A 25021-nucleotide genomic window follows, 5' to 3' on the forward strand; every position below is an offset into this window, starting at 1 on the left:
ATCAGGGCTCCCGCAGGCTTTCGTCGACTCCGCGCAGGATTGGGCGGAGGAAGTAGGTGATGATGCGGCGCTCGCCGACCTTGATGTCGGCGACCAGCGGCATACCGGGGATCAGGCGGAAGTTGGACGGCACGTTTTCGAGCGTCGTGGTCAGCAGCTTGATGCGCGTACGGTAGAAAAGCAGCCCGTTCGCACCGTCCTTGTTGGAGAAGGAGTCTTCGCTGATCGTCGTCACCTCGCCGTCGAGCGAGCCGTGCTGCATATAGGGATAGGCGTCGAGCTTGACGCGCACCTTGTCGCCGACCTGGACGAAGGCGAGGTCACGGGCGTCAATGTTGGCTTCGACCTCCAAGGGTGCCCCGATCGGCACCAGCGTAAAGAGCGCCTCGGCCTCCTTGGCGATGGACCCAGGCGCGGCTTTGGGCGAAACCTCCAGCACGATGGCGTCGACAGGGGAGTCGAGCTGGACCAGCGACTGGCGCTTGCGCGCCTTGGTCAGCTGTTCGCGCAGCGCCTCGCGCTCGTTGCGCTGCGAGGTGAGCTCCTCGATGATCTTGCCGTTCCACTGCTGGATGAAGACATCGCGCTCGGCCAGCAGGGCCTGCAGGTCGTGGCGGTTGCCCTGCAGCTCGTTCTGGTTCAGGACCAGGTTGCGTTCGATGTCGATGCGGTCGCTGGTGGCTTGCAGCAAGTTCAGCTTGCTGCCGACCTGGGTGGCCAGCAAGGAGGAACGCATGTTCTCGATCTCGCGCACCACCTTCAGCCGCTCGTTCAGGTGGACGCGATCCATCTCGTACTTGGAGACATTGGACCGCAGCCGTGCCAGCTTCTCCTCGTAATTTTGCATCTGCGACTGGTACTGGGCTTGGCGCTCGCGCCACAGCGACTGCTGCAGCGTACCGTAGCCGTAGCGGTCATTACCGCCCACGAAGGGCTTGCCGTCATGCTCGGCCTCGAGCCGGGCGATCAGGGCATCGGCATTGGCGAGGCGGGATTCCAGTTGCAGGACGTCGGCCTGGGTGAAGGTCGGGTCCAGCGTCGCCAGCACGTCGCCCTTGCGCACGACGTCGCCGGAACGGACCAGAATCTGCTTGATCGCCGCCATCTCCATCGGCTGGACCATCACGTTGGGTTCGGTCGAGATGATCTTGCCCTGCGAGGCGACGATCTTGTCCAGATAGGACAGCGTCGCCCAGGTGATCAGACCGATGACGAACAGCGCGAGCAGATGCAGCGTGATGCGTGCCAGAAACGGATCGGGGGCGTTCTGAATCGCCTCCGTGTCCTTTTGGAAGGCACCGATCGCCGCCTTTCCGCGTGCCTTGGCCCGCTTGTCGAGCGGCAGGACCGGCCCCTCCGGCGCCGCATCGTTGGCGGGAACGCGTGCCGTCTCAATTTTCGCGAGCTTGTGTGCGGTCAAGGGGACGCGCTCCTAGATGTGCCGGTTCTGCTGGTGCCAGAGATGCTGATAGATGTCACAGCGTTCCAGCAGTTCGTCATGCCGGCCGCTATCGACCACCTTGCCGCGGTCCATTACCAGGATGGTGTCGGACGGAACCAGCGACGACAGGCGGTGCGAGATGATGATCATGGTACGGCCACGGGCGATGTTCATCAGGTTGGCCTGGACGATGGCCTCGCTTTCGGCGTCGAGCGCCGAGGTCGCCTCGTCCATGATCAGGATCTTCGGGTTGGTCAGGAGGGCGCGGGCAATGGCCAGCCGCTGGCGCTGACCGCCGGACAGGTTGGACGAGCCTTCCTCCAGCATCGTGTCCAGGCCCTTGGGAAGCCGCTCCACGAACTCGTCGGCGCCGGCCAGATGGATGACCTTGAGGATCTCTTCCGTCGTGGCCCCCGGCTTGGCGGCGGAGACGTTCTCGCGAATGGTGCCGGTGAACAGGAAATTGTCCTGCAGGACCACACCGATCGAGGCGCGCAGATGGTCGAGGTCGTATTCGCGCAAGTCCCGGCCGTCGATGCGGATCAGGCCTTCCTGCGCCCGGTGCAGCCCCTGCAGCAGCCGGGTCACCGTGGTCTTGCCCGAGCCGCTGCGCCCCATCACGCCGAGAATGGTGCCTTCGGCCGCGGCGAAGGACACGCCGTCGAGCGCCGGCGGGGAGGAGGGGGAGTAGCGGAAGCGTACGTCCTGGAACTCCACCGTGCCGCGCAGCGGCGTGCGCAGGCCGCGGCCGGTCCGGCCTTCCTCCGGCGGGTGGTTCATGATCGTGCCCAGCATCTGGACCGAGATCGACACCTCCTGGAACTGCTGCACCAGCTGCGCCATCTGCAGCAGCGGCTGGGTGACGCGGCCGGCCAGGATGTAGAAGGCGATCAGGGCCCCCATCATCAGTTCGCCGTTCAGCGCCAGATAGGTGCCGAGGCCAAGCAGGCAGGCCATCATCAGCTGGTTCAGCGGCATGGCCACCGTCTGGCCGATGATCATGATGCGGCCGACGTCGAAGCGTTGCTCAGCGGCACGGGCGACGCGATGGTCCCATTCCTGCTTCTGGCGGGAGTCGAGCGCCAGGGACTTCACCGTGCGCATGCCGTGGATGTTTTCGATCAGAAAGGATTGCTGGCGGATTTCCGCCTGGTAGAGCTCCCTCAGCCGGCCTTTGATCAGCGGGATCATGATGCCGATGTTGATCGCCATCAGCACGGAGAATACCAGGACCAGGAAGGTCATCGGCACGCTGTACATGAACATGATCGGCAGGAAGATCACCAGCGAGACCGTGTCCAGCAGCGTCATGAAGAGCTGGCCGGTGAGGAAGTTGCGGATGCGCTCGGCCTGCTGGACGTTCTTGACGATCTCGCCCGACGACACCCGCTCGAAATAATGCATCGGCAGGCCGACGAGCTTGTTGAAGACCTGGACGTTCATCTTCGCGTCGATCTTCTTCGTCGCGTAGAGCATCAGGTACTGGCGCAGGTAGGAGAAGGCGGTTTCGAACAGGATGACGCCGACCATGCCGATCATGAGGACGCTGAGCGTGCCCAGGCTGCGGTGGACCAGCACGCGGTCGATGACCAGCTGGAAGAAGATCGGTACGGCGAGCGCGAACAGGCTCATCAGGATCGCGGCGATGCCGATGTCGCGGAAGATGCGCTTGTGGCGCAGGATCTCCACCAGGAACCACTTCAGGCCGAAGGGCTGCTCGGCATCGGTCAGGCCGTAGTCGCGCTTCAGCAGCACCACCTCGCCGGCCCAGGCCTGGCTCAGGCGGATACGGTCGACCGGCAGGATGAGCTCTTGGCCTGCCAATGGGTCCTGCAGGATGGCGACGTCGGTGTCGCCCTGCTTGCCGAAGCCGAGCACCACCATCGAGTTGCCGTTGCGCAGGCGCAGGATGGCGGGAAAGGCATCATGGAGCTTGCCCAGATCCTCCCAGTCCAGCGTCGTCGCCTCCGCCTTCAGGCCGATCGACTTGGCGACGCGCAGGAGGCGGGCGGTGTCCAGCTCCTCGTTCCCGATGACGTTGCTGTGCTGAAGCCGCTCGGCCGAGATGTCGAGGCCACGCTGGCGCGCGACGGCAGCCAGGGAATGCAGCCCTGTGTGGGCGCAGGGGACTTCCGCAGCAAGGGTCATGGGAACCGCCGTGAGAAATGTGGAATGCGTCGCGAAGGCAGGGTCTTCATACCGTTTGGTCACCCGGTTTCGATTGACCATACGCTCCTTGGGCCTGGGGCGCGACGAAGCGCGGACGTGTCCGCTACTTGCGGATGATGCACGGCTACGCGATTCCGCTGGAATAGCAGAACTGCCCCAACAGCGGCAAGCCATCTGTCCCTGATGGCACCTCCATCCATCATATGTCCCCACCCCTTGTGTCTGTTGTGGCACATTGGCCGGAGACGAGATGCCGCTTGCGGACCCTGCACGGTCGTTGCTATCGACCGGCAGGACGGCTCTTCTGCCGACGAAGACTTGAAATCCAAGCGGGCAGCCCGATGAAAAAGCCTTCACGCAAGCAGACCCAGGCAAAACGCCCGACCATCCCGCCCGTCCCGCGGAGCGCGGTGCCGGCTGCCACGTCCCCGGCGGCGGATGCCGGCTTCGGCCGGGCCCTGACCCTGCATCGGGAAGGCCGGACGGCCGAGGCGGAGGCCGGATACCGTAGCGTGCTGGCCATAGATCCGGGCCATCCCAACGCCAACAACAACCTCGCCATCATCCTGCGCGCCCGCAGCGACTGGGAGGAGGCTCTGGGCTGCTATCGCCGGGCGCTCGCCCGCAACGCCGGCGATCCCTTCGTCCACAGCAACCACGGCTGCCTGCTGCTCGACATGGGCCGGATCGCGGAGGCGGAGGAAGCGTTGCGCACCGCCATCCGGCTGAAGCCCGACTATGCCGAAGCCCATTTCAACCTGGCCAACATCCTGCGAAACCGCGGCGACCGCGAGGGTGCACGCGCCGCCTACGGCGAGGCGCTGCGCCTGAAGCCGGACATGGCGGAGGCGTTGTGCAACCTGGGCGATCTGCACAAGGGGGCGGTGGAACTCGCCCGCGCGGTGGAGTGCTTCGTCGCCGCTCTGAAGGCCAATCCGGCCTCGGCCGAAGCCTGGAACAACCTGGGCGAAACGCTGAAGGAGATGGGCCGCATCGAGGAGGCGATCACCGTCTTCCAGAAGGGGCTGGAGACGCACCCCAACCATGCCCTGATGCATTCCAACCTGCTGCTGGCCCTGCACTACACCCCGGCCGTCCCGCCCGAGACCATCTTCAAGGCCCATGCGGTGTGGGCGCAGCGCCATGCCGACCCGCTGCTGCCCGCCGGCAAGCGCCACGCCAACCCGCGCGATCCCGAACGCCGCCTGCGCGTCGGCTATGTCTCGCCGGATTTCTGCGCCCATTCCGTCGCCTTCTTCGCCGAGCCGCTGATCCGCGAGCATGACCGCAGGCATTTCGAGGTGTTCTGCTATCATGCCGCCGCGCGTTCGGACGTCGTCACCGACCGGTTGAAGGGGATGGCCGACGGCTGGCGATCGCTGGTCGGGGTGGACGACGCGCGCGCCGCGGCGCTGATCGAGCAGGACGGCATCGACATCCTGGTCGACCTGACCGGCCACACCGCCAACAACCGTCTCACCCTGTTCGCCCGCAAACCGGCACCGGTCCAGGTCAGCTGGCTGGGATACCCCGACACCACCGGCATGCGCATGATCGACTGGCGCTTCAGCGACGCCATCGCCGAGCCGCCGGGGGAGGCCGACCGGCTGAGCGCCGAGGGCATCGTGCGCCTGCCGCACGGCTTCCACAGCTACCGCCCGCCGGTGGACGTCGCTCCGCCCGCCGAGCCGCCGCTGCTCGCCAACGGCCATGTCACCTTCGGTTCCTTCAACAACACCTCCAAGGTGACGGGAGAGGTGGTGCGGGTCTGGTCGGAAATCCTGAAGCGGGTTCCGAACTCGCGCCTGATCGTCAAGAGCGCCCAGATGGGCGACGAGGAGACGCGCCGGCGCTATCTGAACACCTTCGTCCAGTGCGGGATCGACGCCGGCCGGATCGAACTGCTGGCCCGCATCGATGCGGCCAACGGGCATCTGCGCGCCTACGACCGCATCGACATCGGCCTCGACCCCTTCCCTTACAACGGCACCACCACCACCTGCGAGGCGCTGTGGATGGGCGTGCCGGTGGTGACGGTGGCCGGCGCCAACCATGTCGCCCGCGTCGGCGCCAGCCTGCTGACCCATTGCGGGCTGACCGAGCTGGTGGCATTCGACGAGGCAAGCTACATCGCCACCGCGGTGGCTCTTGCCGGCGACGCGGCCCGCCTGACGGAACTGCGCCGGACCATGCGCGACCGGCTGAACGCCGCTCCGCTGACCGACTACAAGGGGTTCGCCCGCGGGGTCGAGGCGGCCTACCGTGCCATGTGGCGCAACTGGACGGCCGGCAACCAACCCGGCAACCCGCAGGGCTGACCGGCAGGAGGGGGAGGCATCCAGGACGCATTGCCGGCACCGTCTGCAACCGATATGAAGGATGCCGCACCAAACGCCCGCCTTTTACGGGAGCGCCCTTCATGCCGGTTATCGACATCGTCCTGGATCTGCCCGACCGCAGGCCCCGCATTCTCCTCGACCTGGACGACAGCCACAGCAACGAGCGGACGGTCGCCGGCTGGATCCGGGGCGGGCGCTTCTACGAGCCGGACGTGTCGCTGGCGCTGACCCGGCTGGTGCGCGAGGGCGACTGCGCGGTCGACATCGGCGCCAATGCCGGCTTCTTCACCATCCTGCTGGGTGCCCTGACCGGACCGGGCGGGCGGGTGCTGTCGGTGGAGCCGGGGGCAGGGAACCTGGAGCGGTTGAGGAACAACATCGCCCTCAACGGCTTCGGCCATGTGACGGTGCTGGACCGCCCGGTCAGCGATGCCGAGGGGCCGGTCAGCTTCTTCATCAACAGCGACGACAGCGGCGGCAACGCCCTGTGGGACCCCGGACATTTTCCGGCCAACGAGCGCTCCCGCGCCACGCCGGTCGCCCACAGCCTGCAGGCGACGACGCTGGACAAGGCGGTGGCCGAGGCCGACCTGCCCGTCCCCCGCCTGATCAAGATCGACACCGAGGGGGCGGAGCAGCGCATCCTGGAGGGGGCCGGCGCCCTGCTGCGCGACCGCCGGGTGCCCTATGTGGTCGCCGAACTGCACGAATTCGGGCTGGAGCAGATGGGCGGCTCGCAGGCCGGGTTGCGCGGCCTGATGGAAGAGTTCGGCTATGCCACCTTCCTGCTGAACCATGACGGATCGCTGCCCAAGCTGATCCCGGCCGGCACCGCGATCCGCGCCGGCCACTTCCCCAACCTGCTGTTCAGCACGCCGGACGACGTGGCCGCCGGCTGGCCGGAGGAGCAGGCGCGGGTCCTGCTCCCCTGACCCCAGTCACAGCCCCCGCAGGCCCCCGTGGTCGACAGCCCCCAGGAACCAGCGGTAGGTGGCGGCGAAGCCGTCGCGCAAGGATGTGGGGGCGGTCCAGCCCATCTCCGTCATCCGGCTGACGTCCATCAGCTTGCGCGGGCTGCCGTCCGGCTTGGAGGTATCGTGGCGGAACTCGCCCTCATAGCCGACGACGTCGCGGATCAGCTCGGCCAGTTCGCGGATCGACACCTCGCTGCCGGTGCCGACATTGACGTGCGGCTCGTCCGAATAGTGCCGGGCGAGGAAGACCAGACCGTCGGCCAGATCGTCGGCGAACAGGAACTCGCGCTTGGGCGCACCCGTCCCCCACAGCTCGACGAAGGGCTGCCCCTCCACCTTGGCGCGGTGGATCTTGGCCAGCAATGCTGCGGCGACATGGCCCCCCTGCAGGTCGAAATTGTCGTTCAGGCCGTAGAGATTGGTCGGCATCGCCGAGACGAAGTCGCAGCCATACTGGCGCCGGTAGGCCTGGCACATCTTGATGCCGGCGATCTTGGCGATGGCGTACCACTCATTGGTCGGCTCCAGCGGGCCGGTCAGCAGGGAGTCCTCGCGCATCGGCTGTTCGGCCAGCCGGGGATAGATGCAGGACGAGCCCAGGAAGACCAGCTTCTTCACGCCGACCCGGTAGGCGCCGTGGATGATGTTGGTCTCGATCGCCAGGTTGTCGTAGAGGAACTCGGCCGGCCGGGTGGAGTTGGCGAGGATGCCGCCGACGGTGGCGGCGGCGACGAAGACCAGATCCGGCTTCGCTTCGGCCATCCAGTCCTCGACCTCCGACTGGCGGCGCAGATCGACGCGGTCACGGCCGACGGTGAGCAGGTCGCAGGGCTCGCGTTCCAGCCGGCGGACGATGGCCGCGCCCGCCATGCCGCGATGCCCGGCCACCCAGACCCGTTTGCCCTCCAGGGAGAAAAGCGATTCCGTCTGCACCCTGCGCCCCATGCCGCTATGAAAAGCCGCTGGTGTCGTAGCATCGGGCAGGCGTGGAATCCAGTCCGCTCCGCCTGACTTGACAAGCGCCGGTCCGGCGCGGGATCGTCCGGCCGCTTGGGCGGCCTGATTTGTGCCCAGAACTGGGGTTTCCATCATGATTCCGAACTTGGCCTTCACCTGGCAGCTCACGGAGGTCCACGGCTGGGGGCTGGTGGGTGTCCACACCGCCCTTTACCTCGCCGACCAGGGCCGGCCGCCGCTGCTGCTGGAAAAGCCGCTGATGGGCACCCTGCGTCCGGAGAACCGCGCCCGGCTGCAGTCGCTGGAAGGCCCCTATCAACAGGTCGCCGCCATGGCCGACAACGCCAAGGGCCACATGCTGCTGCTGAAGGAGTTCGACGTCCTGCACGCGCTGGGCAACGGCTTCACCGCCGGCGGCCCGTCGGGGCGCTTCCGCGGCCGGCGCAACATCGGCGTCATCGCCTATGAGGAAACCCGCTTCACGCCCGAGGTGATGGCGCGGGCCCGCCAGTACGACCGCATCGTCGTGCATTCCACCTACAACAGGCAGCTTCTGGAGATCTGGGGCTTCGACAATGTCGGCCTCGCCTTCCAGGGCATCGACCCGACCGAGATGGTGGAGGCCGAGCCGAGCGGCAGGTTCGGCGACCGCTTCGTGATCTTCTCCGGCGGCAAGCTGGAGTTCCGCAAGGGGCAGGACATCGTTCTGGCCGCCTTCCGTGCCTTCCGTCAGCGCCACCCGGACGCGCTGCTGGTCACCGCTTGGCAGAACGCCTGGCCGGAGGTCGGCATGACCATGGCGGAGTCGCCGCTGGCGCCGAAGCCGCCGCGCATCCTGCCCAACAACATGGTCGACGTGAAGACCTGGGCGATGGAGAACGGTGCCGACGAGGAGGGCTTCGTCGATCTGGGCTTCCTCGGCCGCCACCAGATCGCCGGCGTGCTGGCCGACTGCCATGCCGCCGTCTTCCCCAACCGCTGCGAGGGGGCGACCAACCTCGTCGCCATGGAGGCGATGGCCTGCGGCGTCCCGGTGGTGCTGTCCAACAACACCGGCCACCGCGACCTGCTGAAGAGCGCGACCCTGGGCGACGACCTGTGCCTGACCCTTGACCGTCAGGTTCCGGTCGCCGACCGTGACGGCAGCCGCTTCGGCTGGGGCGAATCCTCGGTCGACGAGTTGGTGGAGGCGCTGGAGCGGCTCTACGCCGACCGTGCCGCCGCCAAGGCGCGCGCGGCCCGCGCCAAGGCCTTCATCCGCACCGAGCGCAGCTGGCGCGCCTTTGCCGAGGCGTTCGTCGAGGCGACCCAGTAAGATACGCACAGGGTTCCGACTTATGCCCGCCGTCCTGGCCCTGCTCTGCCCGCAGGAGGATGCCCGCCATCTCGGCGCGGTGCTCGCCGCCGCCGACCGGGAGCTGGTCGTGGTCACGGCGGCCGATACGGCACAACTGGAGCGGACCGTGGCGGAGGCCGGAGGAGTCGACCGCATCGTCGCCTTCCGCACCGACAGCATCGTGCCGGCAGACCTGCTGCGGCAGGTTCCCGGACCCTCCTATAACTTCCACCCCGGGCCGCCCGGCTATCCCGGCCGGCATCCCTTCGCCTTCGCGCTGTATGACGGAGCGGCGCAGTATGGCGTCACCGCCCACGAGATGGTGGAGCGGGTGGACGCCGGCCCCATCGTCGGCACCCTGTCCTTCCCGCTGCCGGACCGGCCGGATGCGGATTGGCTGATCGACCGGACCTATACGGCGCTGGTTCAACTGTTCGTGATACTGGCCCCGCAACTGGCCCGGATCGGCACGCCGCTGCCCCGCACCGACCTTGCCTGGGACCAGCGCCGCCGCTGCACGGCGAAGGCGCTGGATGTGCTGCGCGCCCTGCCGCCGGATATCGGAAGCGAGGAAATGGAACGCCGCGTCCGGGCGTTGCGCAGTGTCCGGCACCAGGGCATCCGCCCCCACCTGACCCTGCACGGCCGCAAATTCGTCCTGGAAGAGGAGTAGGGGAAGAGGATCAGCCCCCAACGCCGTCGAGCGCGTCCAGAAGCCTGCGCGCCGCGGCGTCCCAGGTGAAGCTGTCCATCAGGTGGCGGGCCGCGTCGCGGCGCTCGCCCACGGGGTCGCGAATGACGCGGGACAGGATGTCGGCCGCCGCATCCTCGTCCGGGTGCCACCAATCCAGCCCGTGGAAAGCGGGATAGTAGGCATCGCTGTATGGCATCAGCGCCGGACCGGTGGTGCAGGGGATCAGATGGGCGACGCTGTCGTTCAGATAGGCGGTGTAGGCGCTGTGCCGGGGTGCGATCAGCCCGGCGCCCAGGCAGCCGGCGCGGGTGATCGGCAGGTCCCATCCCTCGCCGTGCGACAGGCTGAGGTAATGGGTCGCCATGGCGTAGAGGCCGGCGATCCCCTGCTCGTCGTAACGATCGGTCAGCAACGCGATGGGAGCCGCCTCCTCCGGCCGGCAGCCGGTGGCGCGCATGCACTGCTCGACCAGCCGGCGCATTTCCCCCACCAGCGATGAGCCGCCCTTGCCCACCTTCAGGATCAGGATCGCGTCGTCGTCGGCACGGGTGGCGCGCAGCCAAACCCGCAGAAGCCCGTCCAGGTTCTTGCGCGCGACGAAGTCCGAGATGTTGAGGACGCGCACCCGGTAATCCATCACTCCCCGGCCGCGCGGTCCCATGATCGGCAGCGGCAGCGCCCCGGCGTCGGCCGGGTTGGGAGCGATGCCGGGCGGGCAGACCCGGATGCGGTCTTCCGGATGGCCGGCGGCGATCCAGGCCAGACGGGAGGATTCGGTCGGGACGATCACCATGTCATGCGTCCGGTTGCAGACGGCGAAGGCATCCGGGACCCGCGGTCCTTCGAACATGGTGTAGTTGACGGTCGGCACGCCGGGGATCGGTTCGACCAGCGGCGGGGTCAGCACGCTGAGCGCCAGCCGGGGCCGCAGCGGCTCGCCCAGCCGGCGCGCCGCCGCCTGCAGGATCGGATCGGCGAAGGAGGGGCGCCAGCTCTCCTCGCCCACCAGCCCGACCAGCCGCAGCGTCTGTCCGCACTCCATCAGGCTGCGCACGAAATGCTGGGCGAAGTCGCCGTAGCCCGACAGCACGGAGAAGGGTGCCCGCACCACAAGCCCGTCGGGGAGCTGCGGCCGGCCGGCCTCTTCGGCGATCCGGCGGTAGAGCCGGGCGCGGGCGATGGTGGCGGTATCCGCATCCGGGATGGGGCCGCCCTCCGACAACGCCTCCTCCGCCAGATCGGGACGGCCGAGCGACAGCCGGACCGCGGCCAGATGTCTGCGGGCATCGGCATGGCCGGGATGGCGCGCCAGCACGCCGTCCAGGATTTCGGCCGCTTCGGCATGGCCGCCATTCGACATCAGCGACACCGCCAACAGCACATGGCGGGCGGGATCCTCAGGAGCAAGCCGGACGGCGCGGCGCAGATGTCGTGACGCCCCGCCATAGTCGCCCAGACCATGCAGCAGACTGCCCAGCCGGCCCAGCACCTCCAGCCGATCGGGCACCAGTGCCGCGACGATGCGGAACTGGGCGGCGGCTTCCATCCGGGCGCCCTTCTCCTGCTGCACCACCGCCAGATTGATGCGCGCCTGCACGAAAGCGGGATCGAGGGCCACCAGCCGCGACAGGGTCTCCTCCGCCTCGTCCAGGCGGCCAAGCTCGTACAGGATGGCGCCTGTGAGGTTGAGCGCCCCGCTGTCGCCGGGGGTTTCGCGCAACGCCTGCCCGGCCAAGGCCAGGGCATCGTCACGGCGACCGGCCCGGTAAAGCTCTACGGCACGCGCGATGTCTTGACCCATGAAGCTGATGTCCACTGACCTGCGGGGGCGGAATGAAGACGGAGGGTTTCCGGTCTCCGGCCATAGCACGACGGATTTTTTCGGGTCAACCGAAGGGCTGATTTCAACAATTGCAATTCACGATAGAGGGCGCGGCGTCCCCCGGCACGCTCACCGCTTCCGCGCCGCGAAGATGATCGGCGTCTCCCAGTGCAGGCGCCGGGCGAGCCAGATCGCCGGCTCCAGCAGGCCGGAGCGGTGGACGAAGGTGACGATGCGCTTGGCGACCGACAGCGCCGCCCAGTCGCCGAAGCCCAGCGTGCGCAGGCGCTGCTCGAAGACGCCCCAGCCCCAGTCCAGTACCTCCAGCCGGCTGGGATGGCGGCCGAGCCAGCGGTCGAACCAGGGGCGGTCGATCAGGTTGAGGGTGTCGACATAGGACGGGTCGCGCCCGAACAGCCGGACATAGAGCTTCGCCAGCCCGGCCGGCATCCGCGGCAGCCACAGGATGCCGTAATGCCCTTCCCACCAGGAGCCGTAGTTGGGCACGACGATCAGCAGCAGCCCGCCCGGCTTCAATACGCGCAGCGCCTCGTCCAGCACCGCCGCCGGGTCGCCGACATGCTCCAGCACGTTGGAGGAATAGACGATGTCGAAACTGGCGTCGGGGAAGGGGATCGCCTCGCCGGTGGCGTCGCGCACCGCGTCGGCCGGCAGGCCGTAATGGCCGATCAGCCGGCGGCAGACGTCGAGCGTCGAGCTGTATTCGCCCATGCTGGGCTCGATGCCGTGGATGTCCAGCCCATGGGCGGTGCGCCCGCGCACCACGGTCATGCCGCAGCCCGACCCGACCTCCAGGATGCGGGCCGTGTCCGCATCGACGCCGGCGGCCGCCGCGGTGCGCCGCAGCTCCGCCACCTGCTCGTCGGCGCGCGCCTCCGACAGCATGTCGCGCACGACGTCGGCAACCGGCACGCGGGTGACGCCGCCGATGAAGCCGCTGTCGATGTAGCCGCGGGACAGCAGCCGGCCCAGCTCCGCCCAGTCGGGGGGGGCAATGCGGCTTTCCTGTCCCGCCGCGGCATCAGCCATTCTTCGTCGCCCGGATCACGAAGATCGTGGCGCTCTTCATCCGGCCCAGCCGGTCCTGGATGCACTCCGCCTTGAAGCCGTTGCGCTCGAACAGCGCCACGATCTCCTCGATCGAGTAGAAGGTCTTGTAGGGCGGATAGTACCAGTCCTCGACCTGGGCCTGGATCGACACGTTGTCGGCGCGGCGGTTGATCTCCTGCCCCTTCAGCATGCAGGCGACCTTGGTCAGCCCGGTGAAGAAGCCGCCGACCAGCTTGCGCCGGGCCGGCGTGTCCATGTAGGCGCGGCAGAAATGGCGCACGCCCTCATGCACCGGCGACAGCCAGGTCTTCAGGTAGAGGCCGAGATAGACGGTGCCGCCCGGCTTGGTGACGGCCATCAGGTTGCGCATCACCTTCATCGGGTCGGGCGCCATCATCGCCACGCCCCAGCACCAGACCAGATCGAACGGCCCCAGGTTTGTGTCCAGTTCTTGCAGGTCCTGGTGGTGGAACTCGATGTTGTCGCGGCCGAAGCGCTGGGCCTGCTGGCGGGCGGTGGCGAGGCTGTCCGACGACACGTCGACCGACACCACCTGTTCGGCCATTTCCGACAGGATGACGGAGCAGATGCCGTGGCCGCAGCCGGCATCGAGCGCCCGGCCGATCTGCCGCTCGGTCAGCGTCTCCAGCATGTACTTCTTGGTCTCGTCGTAGATCGGCACGAAACGGGGCCAGAAGTCGTCGTAGAATTCCTTGGTCGCGAGATCCATGGGGCTGCCCTCCCGCCCGCTGAGGGCGTCGCTTTGGTCGTGATGGTGATGGTCTTAAGGGGTGCCGGACGGAGCCGTCCAGGGGGAATAGGACTTGATGCGCCGCGCCGCCGCGTCCGGCTCGACGAACAAGCGGGCGTTGCGGTTCAGCAGGGCGGCCAGTTGGCTGTAGCCGCTGTGGGCGCTGACGCCCAGCACGTCGGCGTTCATCAGGACGTGGAAGTCCTGAAGGAACTCCAGCCCCGCCCAAGGCTGCACTGCGCCGTCCTTCTCCAGACCGTCCAGAGAGACCGGGGCGAACTCCGCGAAGTCGGCGATGGTCGCCGGATCGTCGGTAGCGATGTAGAGCACCGGCCGGTCCAGCGTCGGCCACAGCGCCTTCAGCCAGTCGACGTACCAGGAGGTCTCGGTGATGGTATAGCGGAACCAGACGAAGTCGCCGCGGCGGATGTGCAGCGCCACCACCGTGTTGCCGCGGTCTTTGAGCGCCTGCATCACCGGATCGACGTGGGGCAGCCATTCCGGCCGCGGCTGCAGCCAGGACTGCACCCGCTCGCGCCACTCCTCGCGATGGTCGAACAGGAACAGCGGCGACAGGATGTCGACGTCCGGACGCGGATCGTCGCGCCGCCCGGTTACCAGATCGTTCAGGATGCGCCGGGCGAAATGCATCGGCTTCAGCCCGCCCGAAGGCTTGGGATCGTCGAGGTTGAAGTAATAGCCGCCGACCCAGTCCGGCGTCTCCAGCCGGTAGCCGAATTTTTCGGCGTAGAGCCGCAGCAGCACATACTCCAGAACATTGTGGGCGAAGCGCCCATGGGTCGCCAGCGTGGACGAACAGATGCGCGGCTGCGACGGATCGGGATTGACCGGCCGCTCCAGCCGCCTCCCCTGCCGGGCCAGGACCTGTTGCAGCCCGGCGATCGATTTCACGGTGAAGAAGCGGCTGCCATGGCCGTGCACGCCGGCCAGCACCTCCACCGCCCGGTCGACCTCTCCGGCCGCCAGCCAGCTTTCGGCGATGGCGGTCAGGCATTCGATGCGGAAGGCGTTGGGGTCGGCGACGTGGGGATAGCGGTAGTCGGCGAAGAAGCGCCGCGAGTCCTCGTACCGCCCCTGGCGCGCCAGCAAGGCTGACAGCATGTCGATGGCGCCGGCCACGTCGCTGCCCGGGCTTGTCAGCGCCAGCCGCAGCACCTGCTCCGCCTCGCCCTCGCGGCCCAGGCCGGTCAGCACGTCGGCCAGCCGGGTCAGCGACAAAGTGACGCCGCCGCGCGCCGCGCGGGCATAGCTGTCGACCGCCGCCTCGCCCAGCCCGGCGGCATGCTGGGCATTGCCCTGGTTATAGAGGGCACCACCGTGTTCCGGCTCGATGGCGAGCGAGTGGCGGAAGCAGACCAGCGCCTCGTCCAGTCGGCCAAGCTCGACCAGCAGGTTGCCCAAGTTCATGTGGGCGGCGGCGAAGTCCGGCCACAGGGCGAGCGCGTTCCGCTGGCTGTCCTGCGCCAGGACCAGGGCGTCGGCATCGACCGCGCTGCCCTGGCGCAGGGCGATGCCCAGATCGTGATAGACCTCGGCGCGCTGGGGGTTGAGGCGCAGCACGCGGCGGAAGGAGGCGGCCGAGACCGACCAGTCGCGCGGCCCGCCGCGGCTGCACAGCAGGCTGGCAAGGCCGTGATGCGCGGCCTCCAGCGCCGGGTCGATCACCAGGGCGCGCCGTTGTGCCGCAGCCGCTTCGTCCACCCGGCCGAGATCGGACAGGATGCCGGCGAGGTTGCAGCAGGCGTCGGCCATGTCCGGCGCGATGTCCAGCGCCGCGCGGATCAGGTCCAGCGCCTTGTCCCGCCGTCCCTGCCGGCGTTCGGCCAGCCCCAGCAGATGCAGGGCGACGGCGTTGCGCGGATCGGCCTCCAGGATGCGCAGATACAGCGCGCGCGCCTCGTCCAGGCGGCCGGCGCGGTAGAGCCCGACGGCAATCTGCAATGCTTCGGCGACGGTGGTCATGACGATCCGTGCTGTGGGCCTTCCGCGCAAGAGGGCGGGCCGGCCGGTTCGGCGCGCACCCTATCGTCACCGGATAGGCGCATCAACCGGGTTGATGGCGATGGCGGCGGATATCCCGGGCCCCTGTCCCGGCCATGTCCCGCCGCCGCCCGTGTCCTTGCCGGGACACGAGCCTCAAGAACCTTGCCTTGCCCGGACCCTTTGAGGATAGTGCCCGATCATCAACGCCGTACAGATCAAGGGTCGGTCCTTTGCGCAAAGTTGCCCTCATCACCGGCGCCACCGGCCAGGATGGCGCGTATCTTGCCGAGCTTCTGCTGGGGAAGGGCTATATCGTCCACGGCGTCAAGCGCCGCTCCTCGTCCTTCAACACGGGCCGGGTGGAGCATCTCTACCGCGACCCGCATGAGGAGGATGTGCGCTTCTTCATGCATTACGGCGACCTGACCGACAGCACCAACCTGATCCGTCTGGTCCAGCAGATCCAGCCGACCGAGATCTACAATCTGGCGGCCCAGAGCCACGTGCATGTGAGCTTCGAGACGCCGGAATACACCGCCAACGCCGACGGCATCGGTACGCTGCGCCTGCTGGAAGCGATCCGCATCCTGGGCCTGGAGAAGACCGCGCGCTTCTATCAGGCCTCCACCTCGGAGCTGTACGGCAAGGTGCAGGAGACGCCGCAGCGCGAGACCACGCCCTTCTACCCGCGCAGCCCCTATGCCGCCGCCAAGCTGTACGCCTACTGGATCACGGTGAACTACCGCGAAGCCTACGGCATGCATGCCAGCAACGGCATCCTGTTCAACCACGAGGGCCCGACCCGCGGCGAGACCTTCGTCACCCGCAAGATCACCCGCGCGGTGGCCGCCATCGAACAGGGCCGGCAGGACTGCCTGTATCTGGGCAACCTGGACGCCAAGCGCGACTGGGGCCACGCCCGCGACTATGTCGAGGGAATGTGGCGCATCCTGCAGCAGGACGAGGCCGACGATTACGTGCTGGCCACCGGCGAAACCCACAGCGTGCGCGAGTTCGTCGAGCTGGCCTTCGGCCATATCGGCCGCGGCATCGAGTGGCGCGGCGAGGGCGTGGACGAGGAAGGCATCTGCCAGAAGACCGGCAAGGTGGTTGTCCGCATCGATCCGCGTTATTTCCGTCCTACGGAAGTCGACCTGCTGCTGGGCGACCCCAGCAAGGCGCGCGAGAAGCTGGGCTGGACCCACACCACCGCCTTCCGCGATCTGGTCCGGGAAATGGTCGAGTCCGACATGCGCCTGGCCGCCGACGGGGACGACCATCGCTGATCTGCTCCCGCGATCGACAAGGCGCTGTTCATGACCATCGGAGCGACGGCCCGCAGCGAACCGAAGACTGCGCTGATCTTCGGCGTTTCGGGCCAGGACGGCGCCTATCTGGCCCAGCTGCTGCTGGGCAAGGGCTATACGGTCCACGGCACCTCGCGCGACCGGGAGATGTCGAGTTTTGCCAACCTGCGGCGGCTCGGCATCTTCGGCCGGGTCGCCCTGCATTCGGCCGTGCTGACCGACTTCCGCAGCGTGGTCGAGGTAATCGCCCGGGTCCGCCCCGCCGAGATCTACAATCTCGCCAGCCAGGCCTCGGTCGGACTGTCCTTCGAGCAGCCGGTCGAGACGCTGAACAGCACCATCACCAGCACCATCAACATCCTGGAGGCGATCCGCTTCCTGAAGCTCGATGCGCGTTTCTACAATGCGTCGTCCAGCGAATGCTTCGGCAACACCGACGCCCCGGCCGACGAGACGACCCCCTTCCATCCCCGCAGCCCCTATGGCGTGGGCAAGGCGGCGGCTTATTGGGCGGTCGCCAACTATCGCGAGGCCTATGGGCTGTTCGCCTGCTCCGGCATCCTGTTCAATCATGAATCGCCGCTGCGCCCGGTCCGCTACGTCACCCAGAAGATCGTCCGCGGCGCCGCCGACATTGCCGAAGGCAAGACCGACAGCCTGGAGCTGGGAACCCTGTCGATCGCCCGCGACTGGGGCTGGGCGCCGGAATATGTCGACGCCATGGCCCGCATGCTGGCCCACGACCAGCCGGAGGATTTCGTGATCGCCACCGGCGAGGCGCACCGGCTGGAGGACTTCGTCGAGCAGGCCTTTTCCTACTTCGGGCTGGACTGGCGCCGGCATGTCCACGGCAACGCCGCCCTGCTGCGCCCGTCCGACATCGCCTTCAGCGTCGGCAACCCCGCCAAGGCGGAGCGGCTGCTGGGCTGGCGTGCCGAACGCCGGATGGCCGATGTGGTCGCCGGGCTGGCCGATGCCGAGATGGCGTGCCGCGCCGCCGACTGATCCTATCCCGGCTTCCATCCTTTTTGGAGAGCACAGTCCATGTCGGCCAAAAGCAGGCTGGTCATCAATGTCGAGGTCGACGATCGCACCGTCCTGTTTCCCGACGGCAAGTTCCTGTCCCACATCGCCCTGAACGAAGAGGACGCGGCAGGGGACGGCGCCGTCCGGCTGGAGGGCGTTTTCCTGTTCAACGAAAGCCGGCTGGGGCCGGAGATCGCCACCCTGCCGGTGGAGGACGCGCGCGAGCTGGCGCGGTCGATCCTGGACGCGGTGTTCCAGGGGCGGACCCAGCATGTCCTGTCGGAGACCGCGAAGGTCGCCGTGGTGTTCAATCCGAACGGCTTCGTCCTGCGCTTCGGCGAGGGCGACGCCCTGCGCGAGCTGTTCATCGGCTCGCCCGCCATCATCCGTCTGGCCCAGGGCATCCTGCGCATGGCGGATCGCCTGTCGGCCCTGCCCGCCCACTGATCCCGCACCCGAAGCCCGGTCCCTCCCTGTTGCGATGATGGGGGACCGCTAGAGTGTGATCGGTTCAAGCGTAATGGCGCTTGAAGCGTGAATCACACGGAAAGCCGTAAGCTCAGAGTCTGTCTGGTGCTTCAATAAGCACCAGAAAGCACCAGACAGACTCTAATGGAAAAGGCGGCAACCGGTCCTCCCGGTTGCCGCCTTTTCTTTTGCCCGAACCGGAGACGCCGGAGGGTAGTCCGGATCCCCGAACGAGCCAGCAAAGGAAAAGGGCGCCCTTGCGGGCGCCCTTCCCTTTTACCGCGATGCTTAGGCTCAGTCGCCGGATCAACCGAGGTTGATGTCGGAGAGCGAGAGCACCTGGCTGTTGTACACGCCGAGCAGGCGAACCTCGGAGTTGGCCACCTGGCCGTCGCCGTTGGTATCGACCACCTGGTACAGAGCGGAGTTGGTCCCGTTGTTGGCCAGAACCAGCGTGCTCGCACCAGCCGACGAGTTCGTCAGCGTACCCAGAGCCGTACGGAAGTTGGCGAGGTTAGCATCCGTCAGGCTGCCGCTGACCGCCGAGGACAGGCTGACCAGTTCGTTGGTCATGCTCACCCCGTTGGTCGCCGCGGTCGCCGTGGTCAGCGAAGCGTCGCCATTCTTGTCGGCCGTGCTCCGGGCCGTACCGGTCAGCTGCACCTTGTCGGTGCCCGTCTGGAAGTTCGAGACCGAGATGAAGCCGGTGTTCGCACCCAGCGCCGCGATGTCGCTGAAGGACGAGTACACGACCGTATCGGTGCTGCTACCCGACGTCGCCAGGCTGATGCTGTCGCCAGAACCACCCTGGAAGCGGATCGAACCGCTGGTCACCGTAATCGCATCGGTACCCAGGCCGCCGACCAGCGTCTCGATGCCGCTGACCGACATGGTCACGCCGGTATCGCCGGTGGTGATCACGTCGTTGCCGGCACCGCCGGTCAGGGTCTCGATGCCACGCAGCAGGACGGTCGAACCGCCGTCGCCGAGGCTGACCACATCCGTGGCCGCACCGCCGACGATGATCTCGATCCCGCTCTCGGCACGCATGGTGACGCCGGTATCACCCAGGATCACCAGGTCGCTGCCTGCACCACCGATCATGGTGTCGATGCCGCGGGTGATGACGGTGTTACCCGACGCACCCAGGGTCACGATGTCCGTACCGGTGCCGCCGACCAGGAACTCGACGCCCGTGGCCAGCATCGTCACGCCGGCCGTGCCGGTGAAGACGACGTCGGTGCTCGCACCGCCGGTCAGGGTGTCGACGCCCGAGACGGAGACCGTGTTCGGCGTGTCGCCGAGCGTGATCACGTCGTTGCCGGTGCTGCCGATCAGGGTCTCGACCGCACGGGTCAGCAGGGTGCTGCCCGCAGTGCCGAGATTGACGACGTCGGTGGCCGCACCACCGATCAGCAGTTCGATGCCCGAACCCAGCGCCATGGTGACGCCGGTGTCGCCCAGGAACACCCAGTCAGTGCCCGCACCGCCCGACAGCGTATCGATGCCGCGGGTGATGATGGTGTTGCCGGAGGAGCCCAGGGTGACGATGTCGGTGCCCGTGCCGCCGACCAGGAACTCGACGCCCGTGGCCAGCATCGTCACGCCGGCCGTGCCGGTGAAGACGACGTCGGTGCTCGCACCGCCGGTCAGGGTGTCGATGCCCGAGACGGTGACCGTGTTCGGCGTGTCGCCGAGCGTGATCACGTCGGTGCCGGTGTTGCCGATCAGGGTCTCGATCGCACGGGTCAGCAGGGTGGCGCCCGAAGTGCTGATGCTCAGCACGTCGGTGGCCGAGCCGCCGACCAGGATTTCGATGCCGGTGCCGAGCGTCATCGTGTTGCCGGTGTCACCCAGGAACACGAGGTCGGTGCCCGCATCGCCGATCAGCGTCTCGATGCCGCGGATCGTGGTGGTGTTGCCGGACGAACCCAGGGTCAGGATGTCGGTACCGGTGTTGCCGATCACGAAATCCGCACCCGAGACGGTCAGCGACCCACCGGCCGTGCCGGTGAAGATCACCTCGAGGCCCGTGCCGCCGATCAGCGTCTCGATGTTGAGCGCCAGCAGCGTGCCGCCGGCGGTGCCGATGGTCACGACGTCGGTGCCCGTGCCGCCGTTCAGCGTCTCAACGCCCGACACCACCATGGTGCTGCCGGCCGTGCCGAGGGTGACGATGTCCGAAGCCGAACCACCGGTCAGCACCTCGATCCCGCTGACGAGCAGCGTGTTCGCGGTGTTGCCCAGCGTGACGACGTCGGTGCCCGTGCCGCCGGTCAGCGTCTCGATGCCGCGGAGCAGCACCGTGTTGCCGGCCGTGCCGAAGGTGACCACGTCGGTGCCGGTGCCGCCGATCAGGATGTCGATCGCCGAAACCAGGGCCGTCGTACCGCCCGAACCCAGGAACACCAGTTCGGAGCCCGAACCGCCGGTGATCGTCTCCAGAGCATTGGCCAGGAAGGTCGAGCCCACCGTGCCGATGGTGATGACGTCGGTGCCCGTGCCGCCGGTCACCGTCTCCAGCGCCGAGACCAGCATGCTGGTGCCGGCCGTGCCGATGGTGATGACGTCGGTGCCCGCACCGCCGGCCAGCGTCTCCAGCGTCGAGACCAGCATGGTGGTGCCAGTGTCGCCGATGGTGATGACGTCGGTGCCCGTGCCGCCGGTCAGGGTCTCCAGGCCGCGCAGGATGACCGTGCTACCGGCCGTGCCCAGCGTGACGACGTCGGTGGTGGTGCCGCCGACCAGGATCTCCAGGCCCGAGGCCAGGACGGTGTTGCCCGAGGAACCCAGGAACACCAGGTCGGAACCCGTGCCGCCGAGGATCGTCTCCAGGGAGTTGGCGACCAGCGAGTTGCCCGTCGTGCCCAGGGAGATGACATCGGTGCCCGCACCGCCGGTGACCGTTTCCAGGGCCGAGGCCAGCATGGTGGTGCCGGTCGTGCCCAGCGTGACGACGTCGGTCGAAGCGCCACCCGTCAGGGTGTCGATCAGCGAGATCGCCAGCGTGTTGCCGGACGAACCCAGGGTGACGACGTCGGAAACCCCGGAGCCGGTCAGCGTCTCAAGCGACGACGCCGTCATGGTGGCGCCCGTGAGGAGAGTGACGACGTCGGAACCCGAACCGCCAACCAGCGTGTCGATCAGCGTGATCGCCAGCGTGTTGCCGGTGTCGCCCAGGGAGATGACGTCGGTGCCGGCGGTACCGGTCAGCGTCTCGATGCCGCGCAGCAGCACCGTGTTGCCGGCCGTGCCGAGGGTGACGACGTCGGTGCCCGCACCGCCGATCAGGATATCGATGCCCGACACCGTGACCGTGCTGCCGGCCGTGCCGAGGAACACCAGTTCGGAGCCCGTGCCGCCGGTGATCGTCTCCAGAGCATTGGCCAGGAAGGTCGCGCCGACCGAGCCGATGGTGATGACGTCGGTGCCCGTGCTGCCCGACAGGGTTTCCAGAGCCGAAACCAGCAGGGTGCTGCCGGTCGTGCCCAGAGTGATGGCGTCGGTGCCCGCACCGCCCGTCAGCGTCTCCAGACCCGAAGCCAGCATGGTGGTGCCGGTGTCGCCGATGGTGACGACATCGGTGCCCGTGCCGCCGGTCAGCGTCTCGATGGCGCGGATGATGACGGTGCCGCCAGCCGTGCCCAGCGTGACGACATCGGTGCCCGCACCGCCAACCAGCAGTTCCAGACCCGAAGCCAGCAGGGTGTTGCCAGCCGCGCCGAGGAGGACCCAATCAGTGCCCGTGCCGCCGGTGATCGTCTCCAGCGCCGAAGCGGTGAGCGTGCTGCCCGCCGTGCCCAGCGTGATGACGTCGGTGCCCGTGCCGCCCGACAGGGTTTCCAGAGCCGAAACCAGCAGGGTGCTGCCGGCCGTGCCCAGGGCGATCACGTCGATGGCAGCGCCGCCGGCGATCGTCTCGAGCAGGTTGACCCGCAGGGTGTTGCCGGCCGAACCCAGCGTGACGACGTCGGTGCCCGTGCCGCCCGACAGGGTTTCCAGAGCCGAGACGAACAGCGTGCCGCCGGCGGTGCCGATCGTGATGACGTCGGTGGCAGCGCCGCCGATGACCGTCTCGAACAGCGAAACCAACGCGGTGTTGCCCGTGTCGCCCAGCGTCAGGACGTCGGTGCCGCCCTGGCCGATCAGCGTCTCGATGCCGCGCAGCAGCAGCGTGTTGCCGGCCGAACCGAAGGTGACGACGTCGGTGCCCGTGCCGCCGATCAGGATGTCGATGCCCGACACCGAGAGCGTGTTGCCGGCAGTGCCGAGGAACACCAGCTCGGAGCCCGTGCCGCCCGTCAGCGTCTCCAGCCCCGAAACCAGCAGCGTGCCGCCGGCCGAACCGATGGTGACGACGTCGGTGCCCGTGCTGCCCGTCAGGGTTTCCAGAGCCGAAACCAGCAGGGTGTTGCCGATCGTGCCCAGGGTGATGGCGTCGGTGCCCGCACCGCCCGTCAGCGTCTCCAGACCCGAAGCCAGCATGGTGGTGCCGGTGTCGCCGATGGTGACGACGTCGGTGCCCGTGCCGCCGGTCAGCGTCTCGATGCCGCGGACGGTGACGGTGTTGCCCGCCGTGCCCAGCGTGACGACATCGGTGCCCGCACTGCCGATCAGGAACTCCAGGCCCGCAGCCAGAACGGTGTTGCCGTTCGAGCCCAGGAACACGAGGTCAGAACCCGTGCCGCCCGTCAGCGTCTCCAGACCCGAAGCCAGCAGCGTGCCGCCGACGGAGCCCAGGGTGACGATGTCGGTGCCCGTGCCGCCGACCAGGGTTTCGAGCAGCGACACCAGGATGTTGCTGCCGGCCGTACCCAGGGTGACGACGTCGGTGCCGACCTGACCGGTCAGCGTCTCGATGCCGGACACCAGCATGGTGTTGCCGACGACCGAGCCGATGGTGATGACGTCGGTGCCGCCCTGACCCGTCAGGGTTTCAACCGCGGAAACGAACAGCGTGCCGCCGGCGGTGCCGATCGTGATGACGTCGGTGCCCGTGCCGCCGATGACCGTCTCGAACAGCGAAACCGACGCGGTGTTGCCCGTGTCGCCCAGCGTCAGGACGTCGGTGCCGCCCTGGCCGATCAGCGTCTCGATGCCGCGCAGCAGCAGCGTGTTGCCGGCCGTGCCGAAGGTGACGACGTCGGTGCCCGTGCCGCCGATCAGGATGTCGATGCCCGACACCGAGAGCGTGTTGCCGGCAGTGCCGAGGAACACCAGCTCGGAGCCCGTGCCGCCCGTCAGCGTCTCCAGACCCGAAACCAGCAGCGTGCCGCCGGCCGAACCGATGGTGACGACGTCGGTGCCCGTGCTGCCCGTCAGGGTTTCCAGAGCCGAAACCAGCAGGGTGTTGCCGATCGTGCCCAGGGTGATGACGTCGGTGGCGGCGCCGCCGATCAGCGTCTCCAGACCCGAAGCCAGCATGGTGGTGCCGGTGTCGCCGATGGTGACGACGTCGGTGCCCGTGCCGCCGGTCAGCGTCTCGATGCCGCGGACGGTGACGGTGTTGCCCGCCGTGCCCAGCGTGACGACATCGGTGCCCGTGCCGCCGATCAGGAACTCCAGGCCCGAAGCCAGAACGGTGCTGCCGGCCGTGCCGAGGAACACCAGATCGGAGCCCGTACCGCCGGCGATCGTCTCCAGCAGGTTGGCGAGCAGGGTGTTGCCGGCCGAACCCAGCGTGACGACGTCGGTGCCCGTGCCGCCCGACAGCGTCTCGAGAGCCGAGACGAGCAGGGTGCCGCCCGAGGTGCCGATGGTGACGACATCGGTGGCAGCGCCGCCGGTGACGGTCTCCAGCAGGTTGGCGAGCAGGGTGTTGCCGGCCGAACCCAGCGTGACGACGTCAGAACCGCCCTGGCCCGTCAGGGTCTCCAGACCCGAAACCAGCAGGGTGTTGCCCGAAGCGCCCAGCGTGATGACGTCGGTACCGGTGCCGCCGGCGATCGTCTCGAGCAGCGAGACGGACAGCGTGTTGCCGGTGTCGCCCAGCGTGACGACGTCGGAGCCCGCGGCGCCGGCCAGGGTCTCCAGACCGCGCAGCAGAACCGTGTTGCCCGCCGTGCCCAGCGTGACGACATCGGTGCCCGTACCGCCGATCAGAACCTCGACCGCCGAAACGGTGAGGGTGTTGCCGGCCGTGCCGAGGAACACCAGATCCGCGCCGGCGCCGCCGGTGATGGTCTCGAGCAGCGAGGCCGTGACGGTGTTGCCGCCCGCGCCCAGCGTGATGACGTCGGTGCCGGTCTGGCCCGTCAGCGTCTCGACCGCGCTGACCAGCAGGGTGCTGCCGGTGGTGGCGATGGTGACGACGTCGGTGCCCGCGCCGCCGGTCAGCGTCTCGATGCCGCCCACGACCAGCACGTTGGCGGTGTCGCCCAGCGTGATGACGTCGGTGCCCGTGCCGCCGGTCAGCGTCTCGACCGCGCGCACCAGCAGGGTGGCGCCGGTGGTGGCGATGGTGATGACGTCGGTGCCCGCGCCGCCGATCAGCGTCTCGATGACCGAAACGGTGGTCGTGTTGCCGGCCGTGCCGAGGAACACCAGATCCGCGCCGGCGCCGCCGGCGATGGTCTCGAGCAGCGAGGCCGTGACGGTGTTGCCGCCCGCGCCCAGCGTGATGACGTCGGTGCCGGTCTGGCCCGTCAGCGTCTCGACCGCGC

The 25021-nt window shown here is 68.0% G+C and carries 15 protein-coding genes; 7 read left to right on the forward strand and 8 right to left on the reverse strand.

The features are described from left to right. Window position 1 precedes the first annotated feature (1 nt). Window positions 2–1420, reverse strand: a complete 1419-nt coding sequence (locus J2Y49_RS29230; RefSeq protein WP_310119044.1) for an HlyD family type I secretion periplasmic adaptor subunit — start codon at window positions 1418–1420, stop codon at window positions 2–4. Between the two features lie 12 nt (window positions 1421–1432). Next, entirely contained in the window at window positions 1433–3589 is a 2157-nt protein-coding gene (locus J2Y49_RS29235) for a peptidase domain-containing ABC transporter (RefSeq protein ID WP_310119045.1), read from the reverse strand. A 431-nt stretch (window positions 3590–4020) separates the two neighbouring features. Between J2Y49_RS29235 and J2Y49_RS29240 the strand changes: the two genes are divergently transcribed. Both J2Y49_RS29240 and J2Y49_RS29245 read left to right on the forward strand, forming a co-directional pair. Continuing rightward, a complete protein-coding gene (locus tag J2Y49_RS29240) occupies window positions 4021–5928 on the forward strand; it encodes a tetratricopeptide repeat protein (RefSeq protein ID WP_310119046.1) in 1908 nt (635 codons plus the stop codon). Between the two features lie 101 nt (window positions 5929–6029). After that, window positions 6030–6881, forward strand: coding sequence for an FkbM family methyltransferase (locus J2Y49_RS29245; RefSeq protein WP_310119048.1), 852 nt, complete (start codon window positions 6030–6032; stop codon window positions 6879–6881). Window positions 6882–6887: 6 nt separating this feature from the next. Here the strand turns inward: J2Y49_RS29245 and J2Y49_RS29250 are convergent, their stop codons facing one another. Then, window positions 6888–7868: a GDP-L-fucose synthase gene (locus tag J2Y49_RS29250; RefSeq protein ID WP_310119050.1), complete on the reverse strand. Its 981-nt coding sequence runs from the start codon at window positions 7866–7868 to the stop codon at window positions 6888–6890. Between the two features lie 145 nt (window positions 7869–8013). Here J2Y49_RS29250 and J2Y49_RS29255 point away from each other — a divergent pair, with 145 nt between their 5' ends. Both J2Y49_RS29255 and J2Y49_RS29260 read left to right on the forward strand, forming a co-directional pair. Next, window positions 8014–9195 (forward strand): glycosyltransferase family 4 protein, encoded by a 1182-nt coding sequence (locus tag J2Y49_RS29255; RefSeq protein WP_310119052.1) that lies wholly within the window; start codon window positions 8014–8016, stop codon window positions 9193–9195. Window positions 9196–9217: 22 nt separating this feature from the next. After that, window positions 9218–9889, forward strand: coding sequence for a formyltransferase family protein (locus J2Y49_RS29260; protein WP_310119054.1), 672 nt, complete (start codon window positions 9218–9220; stop codon window positions 9887–9889). Window positions 9890–9899: 10 nt separating this feature from the next. Here J2Y49_RS29260 and J2Y49_RS29265 read toward each other — a convergent pair whose 3' ends face one another. From J2Y49_RS29265 to J2Y49_RS29280, 4 genes are all read right to left on the reverse strand, one after another. Then, the gene (locus J2Y49_RS29265; protein ID WP_310119055.1) at window positions 9900–11711 is read right to left on the reverse strand and encodes a tetratricopeptide repeat protein; all 1812 of its coding nucleotides are present in this window, start codon (window positions 11709–11711) and stop codon (window positions 9900–9902) included. Between the two features lie 150 nt (window positions 11712–11861). Then, window positions 11862–12782 carry a class I SAM-dependent methyltransferase gene (locus J2Y49_RS29270; RefSeq protein ID WP_310119056.1) on the reverse strand — a complete coding sequence of 307 codons (921 nt, stop codon included), beginning with the start codon at window positions 12780–12782 and terminating at the stop codon, window positions 11862–11864. Further along, window positions 12775–13533, reverse strand: a complete 759-nt coding sequence (locus tag J2Y49_RS29275; RefSeq protein WP_310119057.1) for a class I SAM-dependent methyltransferase — start codon at window positions 13531–13533, stop codon at window positions 12775–12777. Before J2Y49_RS29275 ends, J2Y49_RS29270 begins: the two co-directional genes overlap by 8 nt. Before the next feature lie 54 nt (window positions 13534–13587). Then, window positions 13588–15537: a tetratricopeptide repeat protein gene (locus tag J2Y49_RS29280; protein ID WP_310119058.1), complete on the reverse strand. Its 1950-nt coding sequence runs from the start codon at window positions 15535–15537 to the stop codon at window positions 13588–13590. Between the two features lie 251 nt (window positions 15538–15788). On the opposite strand from J2Y49_RS29280, the gene gmd reads away from it, so the two are divergent. The 3 genes from gmd to J2Y49_RS29295 are packed head-to-tail and all read left to right on the forward strand — an operon-like array spanning window position 15789 to window position 18338. Next, the gene (gene gmd, locus J2Y49_RS29285) at window positions 15789–16844 is read left to right on the forward strand and encodes a GDP-mannose 4,6-dehydratase (protein ID WP_310119059.1); all 1056 of its coding nucleotides are present in this window, start codon (window positions 15789–15791) and stop codon (window positions 16842–16844) included. Window positions 16845–16874: 30 nt separating this feature from the next. Next, window positions 16875–17870: a GDP-mannose 4,6-dehydratase gene (locus tag J2Y49_RS29290; protein ID WP_310119061.1), complete on the forward strand. Its 996-nt coding sequence runs from the start codon at window positions 16875–16877 to the stop codon at window positions 17868–17870. 39 nt (window positions 17871–17909) lie between these two features. Further along, on the forward strand, window positions 17910–18338 hold the full coding sequence (locus J2Y49_RS29295; RefSeq protein ID WP_310119064.1) for a hypothetical protein: 429 nt from the start codon (window positions 17910–17912) through the stop codon (window positions 18336–18338). Window positions 18339–18665: 327 nt separating this feature from the next. Here J2Y49_RS29295 and J2Y49_RS29300 read toward each other — a convergent pair. Beyond that, the coding region (locus J2Y49_RS29300; protein ID WP_310119066.1) for a calcium-binding protein at window positions 18666–25021 on the reverse strand (6356 nt) is incomplete at its 5' end.

It is taken from the genome of Azospirillum sp. BE72 (assembly GCF_031455875.1).
Taxonomy (GTDB): Bacteria; Pseudomonadota; Alphaproteobacteria; order Azospirillales; family Azospirillaceae; genus Azospirillum.